Below are 4,059 nucleotides of genomic sequence, written 5' to 3'. Positions count from 1 at the left end.
TGTGTCGAATCGCGCGCCGCGCCCGCGTCTTCCCTGCTTTGGTTGGTGTCCAGGGTTTTTTGCACCCCCCCCCGGCCCCCGTGCCCCCACCCCCCCCCCTTCGCCGGCCCCACGGCAGGGCACTGCAAGGCAAGGCAGAAGCCGGTGCAGTGCAGTGCCCGGAGGAGCGACCCCCGTTCGCTGAAATGAAGTTATCTAGGTTTGGCGAACCAATCAAGTTGCCACTCGGTAAAGTTGGTACGTCCCCTGCCCACCCAGCCCAGGAGAGCTCATGCCTGTTCGTCACGTCGACGGACACCTGCTCCGCAAAGTACGCCGAGCCGCCGACCTGACCCAGGCAGAGATCGCCGAACGCCTCGGCGTCTCCGTGCCGGCCGTCGTCGGCTGGGAGAGCGGCAAGTCGGTGCCGGACGGTGAGAAGCTCCCGGCCCTCGCGCAGGCGCTCGGCATGGACCTGGACGAGCTGTTTCCCCGGCTCCTGCCCCCGGACCTCGCGGACCTGCGCTGCGATGCGGGCTACTCCCAGTACCAGACGGCAGCCCTCACCGGGACCCGCAGCGCCGGCCCGGTGGCCAACGCCGAACGGGGCAGGCGGCGCCTCGCGGAGAAGTTCGTGCCGGTGCTGGCGGACGCGTACGGCGTGGCGGTGCCGGAACTCCTGGCCGCGCAGGAGCGGTCCTTCAGCCCCGGCCCGCGGACGCCTCCGGCCGGCCTCCCGGAGAGCCGCATCCCGCAGCAGCCCGCGCAGGACGACGCCGTACCGAAGGGCGGCGCCGGTCTGCCGGTCACCATCGCCGAGAAGATCACCCACCTCCTCGAGGAGACCTACACCGCCCCGCACCCCACCGACGCCCAGATCGCCCGCCTCGGCAACACGAAGGTCCGCGCCGCAGTGCTGAGCGAGGACCTCGTACGGGCGCTGCGCACCGGCGAGGTGGAAGCGGTGCCCGACGAGGTGCTCGACGCGCTCGCGGCCGCCCTGGCCGTTCCGCCGCTGTTCTTCAGGAGCAACGACGCCGAAGTGCACCGCATCGTCAGCGGCATGCGCCTCGTACGCGGTGGCCTGGCCGGCCTCGCGGCCCGAGGGGGCGGCGAGGCGCTCCCCGCGGAGCTGCTGGACTTCATCGGCGGTGTCGTCGACGGGATGCGGCCGAAGTAGGGCGCCCCGCCCGGCCCGCACACCGTGGAGGGCCGCCCGGCAGGGCCGCCGTGGAGGGCGCCGCCGTGGTGCCTCCGCCCGCGACCGGGAGCGGAGGCACCGTGGCGGCATCCGGAACGTGCCTACAGGGCGAGCTCGACGTACGCGGCCCGCTTCTCCTCACGCGCCACCAGCGCCTTGCGCCAGATGGCGAGCGCGAACGGCGGAATCATGTCGGGAGAGATGTCCTCGGGCAGGGAGAACCGGTACTCGCCGATCTCCGAGTCCTGCAGGGTGATGCCCTGCTGCTGCTCCGGGGTCAGCTGCGGGCCGTCGAACACGTAGAAGACGTGCGACCCCTCGGGCCGGGTGACCCAGGCGGTGACCAGCAGTTCGCCGATCTCGACGTCCAGGCCGACCTCCTCGCGGAGCTCGCGGCGGACGGCCGCGGTCGGGAGCTCGCCCTCGTCGACGTGGCCGCCCGGCAGGTTCCACCGCTCCTTGTAGACGGGGTTGACGATGAGCACCCGGCCCTCTTCGTCCCTGACGATGGCGGCGGCGGATGCGGTGGCCTTCGTACGGACGGCGGATGTGGTCATGAGTGAGCTGCTCCTGTGATGAGTTGCCGAGTTGCTGAATTGCTGCGTTGCTTGGTTGCTTGGTTGTTTGGTTGCTTCGTTGAATCGTTGCCGTTCAGGGGCCTTCAGGCGGAGGTGCGGGCGTCCTCCAGCACTTCCTCCGCGACAGCCGGATCCGCTTGTGTGTACGCCTCGCAGACACGCAGCAGCCACGGCACCTCCTCGGAGAAGAAGTCCTCCCCGGCCGGGGGGAATTCGGCCGGTACGCCCGGCTCGCGGACCGGAGCCCGCATGGCCGAGCGGGCAGCCATGATCCAGTACGCCTGCGCGGTGGCCTCGGCGTCCTGGCCCGTGTGCCCCTCGCTCTCGGCGAGCTCCAGCGCCACCTGGTACAGGTCGTGCGGGGCCTGCCGGCGCAGCGCGTGGATGACGTCGCGGATCTCCGTGACGTAGCGCCCCAGGCGTACGTGGGGCGAGACGTCGTGCGAGACCAGGTCGCGCAGGGTGTCGAGGCGGTCCGCGGCGCGGCGCCCCGGGAGGGTGCGGCTGGGGGCGTGGCGCACGAGGTCCGGGGCGGTGAGCGCGAGGTCCCGCCACAGGGGGTGGAGCCCCGCCAGCATCCTGTACGCCCGTACGCGGTTCACCGCGGCCTGGGTCGCCGGGGCGATCACGCCCAGGCCCCAGCACAGGAAGGCGACGTAGAGCAGGCCGTCGGTGACGTTCTCCTGCAGGTGGGCAGCGCCGACCGGGATGGGGTGGAGGGCGACGACGACGCTGTAGACGGCCCGGACCGCCGAGTACAGCGCGCCGAGCGCCATGCCGGCGGCCATCACGCGCAGGCCGGTGCGCAGCGCCAGGCGGGGCGCCCGGCGGGCCGCGCTGGCCCACTGGTATCCGCAGAGCGTGATGACGGCGCCGCTGTAGCCGTAGAAGAGCGTCATGTAGACGGCGAGACCGGGCTCGCCGGCGTGCCGGTCCACGAAGTGGGAGTCCACGGGCACCGGCCCGCGGTGCAGGACGAAGAGGAACACCGCCGCCATGCCGGCGCAGGCCACGACCGCCGCGGCCACGGCGTACCGCTGGACCGCCACCGTCACCCGCGCCTGACGGGTGGGGGTTCCGCCGGCCGCGCCCTCGCGGTACACGGCGGCGATGTAGCGCAGCAGCACGCACATTCCGGCGATGGTCAGGCAGTGCTTGAGCAGCGTGGCCAGGTCGTCGACGCCGAGACCGTCGACGAGGCGCCTGCCCAGGCTGCTGCGCATCAGCCAGGCGCAGGCGAGCGCGGCGAAGGCACCCCACAGCGAGCGCTCGCGCACCCGCCCCCGTATCGCGGCGGGCATTCTCCACACGACTTGGACGAGGAGCAGTAGAACGACGCCGTACGTCAGCATGTCAGTCAAGACGGCTCCTGGCCGGGCGGGAGAAGGGATGGGAAAGGGTGTCGTCGAGACCCTGCAGCGTGCCGTCCTCGACGGGGGCGGAGGCGAACGCCTCCTGGTGCATCAGATCGGCGATCATCTCGGCACGCAGCTCGACGTGGGTGTCGAAGCGGTGCCTGGCCATGAACGGGCCCGCGCCGGCCAGGCGGCCGAGGAGCTCGGGGGAAAAGCCCGGCAGCAGCGTCGCCGTCTGCCCGGTGTACGTCTCCGGGTCGTCGCACCACAGGTGGGCCAGCTCGTGGAAGAGGACGCGCTGGCGGTGGTAGCCGGAAATGCTCTCCGGAATGAAGACCAGGTCCACAGGGACCTCTTCGTGCCGGATCCAGAGCCCGCAGACATCGCTCTGCCCGAGCAGCCGGTCCGGAACCGCCACCAGCTCGATCCGCCGGCCGCGTTCCGCCTCGATGCCCGCGATGAGGGCGGGCATGCTGAAGGGACGGGGCAGCGGCATCTCCCGCAGCGCCCGCCGCGCCTCCTTGCGGACGACACGCCGCGCAACCGACCCCTCGGACCGCCTGCCCATCCGAGCGAGCCGGCCCAGAAACGTTCCCTCCGGCACCGCCCCTCACCCTCCCCGGACAAGACCACACCGAAGTTCGAAATCCTAAGCCAGTGGGACCGCCCCCTGCCCCGGCAGGGCCTCTCTCCGGAGCCGCCTAAAATGCGGACCGGGCGGGGCCGTAGCGCAGAGGTCGACGCGCGCGGTCTCCAAAATCGCGAGGACGCCGGTTCAAATCCGGCCGGCTCCGCCTCCGCCGACCCACGACCCGCGAACCGGGTCGCGCCGACTGTGACACGGAACGTCCTGAACCCCGGGCTGTATGAGGCTGCGGGCGCGGGATTGGAAGGTGTTGTCCTGGTGGATCATCCGGGTTTCCAGGCCTGAGCGGACCACGCGTGC

Annotated in this window: 4 protein-coding genes and 1 tRNA gene; 2 read left to right on the top strand and 3 right to left on the bottom strand. The window is 71.6% G+C overall.

Going from position 1 to position 4,059, the window contains the following annotated elements; all coding sequences use genetic code 11:
• Positions 1–271 precede the first annotated feature (271 nt).
• Entirely contained in the window at positions 272–1,159 is an 888-nt protein-coding gene (locus AB0F11_RS36965; protein ID WP_362183934.1) for a helix-turn-helix domain-containing protein, read from the top strand.
• Positions 1,160–1,281: 122 nt separating this feature from the next.
• Here AB0F11_RS36965 and AB0F11_RS36960 read toward each other — a convergent pair whose 3' ends face one another.
• The 3 genes from AB0F11_RS36960 to AB0F11_RS36950 all read right to left on the bottom strand — a co-directional run bounded on the left by AB0F11_RS36960 (position 1,282) and on the right by AB0F11_RS36950 (position 3,681).
• Positions 1,282–1,737 carry an NUDIX hydrolase gene (locus AB0F11_RS36960; RefSeq protein ID WP_362183931.1) on the bottom strand — a complete coding sequence of 152 codons (456 nt, stop codon included), beginning with the start codon at positions 1,735–1,737 and terminating at the stop codon, positions 1,282–1,284.
• A gap of 104 nt (positions 1,738–1,841) precedes the next feature.
• Positions 1,842–3,110, bottom strand: coding sequence for an MAB_1171c family putative transporter (locus AB0F11_RS36955; RefSeq protein ID WP_362183948.1), 1,269 nt, complete (start codon positions 3,108–3,110; stop codon positions 1,842–1,844).
• Position 3,111: 1 nt separating this feature from the next.
• Complete coding sequence (locus AB0F11_RS36950; protein WP_362183928.1) at positions 3,112–3,681, bottom strand: hypothetical protein; 570 nt, start codon at positions 3,679–3,681, stop codon at positions 3,112–3,114.
• A 151-nt stretch (positions 3,682–3,832) separates the two neighbouring features.
• Between AB0F11_RS36950 and AB0F11_RS36945 the strand changes: the two genes are divergently transcribed.
• A tRNA-Trp gene (locus AB0F11_RS36945) sits at positions 3,833–3,907 on the top strand.
• Positions 3,908–4,059: the final 152 nt, after the last annotated feature.

This window comes from Streptomyces sp. NPDC032472 (assembly GCF_040636955.1).
Lineage (GTDB): Bacteria > Actinomycetota > Actinomycetes > Streptomycetales > Streptomycetaceae > Streptomyces.
The sequence above is the reverse complement of the archived record's forward strand: the minus strand, read 5'-3'. Positions and strand labels throughout refer to the sequence as shown.

What these genes read in the sequence shown, in the direction of transcription:
- AB0F11_RS36965 (WP_362183934.1), top strand. Translation starts at nt 272, where the DNA reads ATGCCTGTTCGTCACGTCGACGGACACCTGCTCCGCAAAGTACGCCGA.
- AB0F11_RS36960 (WP_362183931.1), bottom strand. Translation starts at nt 1,737, where the DNA reads ATGACCACATCCGCCGTCCGTACGAAGGCCACCGCATCCGCCGCCGCC.
- AB0F11_RS36955 (WP_362183948.1), bottom strand. Translation starts at nt 3,110, where the DNA reads ATGCTGACGTACGGCGTCGTTCTACTGCTCCTCGTCCAAGTCGTGTGG.
- AB0F11_RS36950 (WP_362183928.1), bottom strand. Translation starts at nt 3,681, where the DNA reads ATGGGCAGGCGGTCCGAGGGGTCGGTTGCGCGGCGTGTCGTCCGCAAG.